The organism is Streptomyces sp. NPDC046900 (assembly GCF_040644975.1).
Lineage (GTDB): Bacteria > Actinomycetota > Actinomycetes > Streptomycetales > Streptomycetaceae > Streptomyces.
Genome location: NZ_JBEYXD010000258.1, coordinates 1 through 1,300, shown reverse-complemented (window position 1 = coordinate 1,300; position 1,300 = coordinate 1). Strand labels below are relative to the sequence as shown.

The 1,300-nt window shown below is 64.1% G+C and carries 1 protein-coding gene; it reads left to right on the top strand.

Translation table 11 applies throughout. The features are described from left to right. Window positions 1-232: 232 nt before the first annotated feature. On the top strand, window positions 233-748 hold the full coding sequence (locus ABZ904_RS51310) for a VOC family protein (protein WP_361831243.1): 516 nt from the start codon (window positions 233-235) through the stop codon (window positions 746-748). Window positions 749-1,300: the final 552 nt, after the last annotated feature.

The following is a 1,300-nucleotide window of genomic DNA, read 5'->3' as shown; positions in this document are numbered from 1 at the left end:
CCCTCACGAAACTCCGCCGTGAACTTGCGACGCTTCTCCGCCATGACAACCAACTTCCCCTGCCGTCACGGACTCGGCCCGAGGGAGCCTCAACGACCGTTTAGTTGACGGTGCAAGCACATTGCATATACTTGACACGTCAAGGACGTGGCCGAGCTGCGTCGCCTTCGACCATGGGTGCCGGCCAGCCCGGTCACGGCAGCCTGGAAGACAGCGAGAGGAAATCTCAACCATGCCCGAACCGCAAGGTGAAGAGCTGCAGGCCATACGGCGTCGCCAGGATGAGCTGAAGGCGCGGTATCTGGTCGATGTCGCGGAACGGCCCAGGACCTCGTCCCGCGGAATTCATCACGCAGCGTTCATCTGTCGAGACGTGGAGGAGACGATCCTCTTCTACCGGGACGTTATGGGCTTCCCGCTCGTGGACCTGGTCGAAAATCGCGATTACCCGGGGTCCACGCACTTCTTCCTGGACATCGGAAACGGCAACATGCTCGCCTTCTTTGACTTCCCGGGCCATCCCCACCCCGAGTACGCGGAGACCATCGGCGGGGGTCACCACGTGGCACTGTCGGTCACCGATGAGACTTTCGCCGACATCAAGACTCGTCTGCGCGAACGTGACATCCCGTTCATGGAGATAGAGGGAGGGGCAGCGCCGAACCTGTTCGTGGCCGACCCCAACGGTCTCAGGCTGGAACTCAACGGGGAGCCTCTCGGATACGCGGCGGGCACATACCTGTTGTGATGCCGCGCTCCCCCCTTGCTGATCACCGCAGGCCAGGAGCCGTTCCGGAGAGGGAGCAGCAGACTTCGCCGGGATGGCGGCCGGCGCCTTCATGGACGGCGGACCGCTTCGGCCGAGTGCTTCAGAGTGATACGTCCTTACAAACGATCACCGTCGCCGTGGCCGTTCCAGCCCCCACAGATCGCCCCTACCACCTGGCGTGAAACAGCTCGACGATCAAGAACTACGGCCGCCGTGTCACACGGCAAGGACACGAACATGTGCCGCGGCTCCCGAGGCGGCAGGAGCGCCCCTCTGGGTCACCACGATCCGGGCTTCACCCTGCGTACGTACACGGATGGGTGACACGCCCAGGTCAGCCCGCACGGACTGACCTGCCGGTGTACTGGTCGGCCATCCGGCCGACCAGCGAGGCAGAACAGGCCCGTGGCTCTGACGAGTTCAGATGCCGTGGGCTTCCATCGCCGTTGTCGCCCTTGGTCGACCTCGCACGGCCCAGCGAGCCCGGCGCTGAGCGGGCCAAAGCTCGCCCGGTGAATCACCCAGCGATGA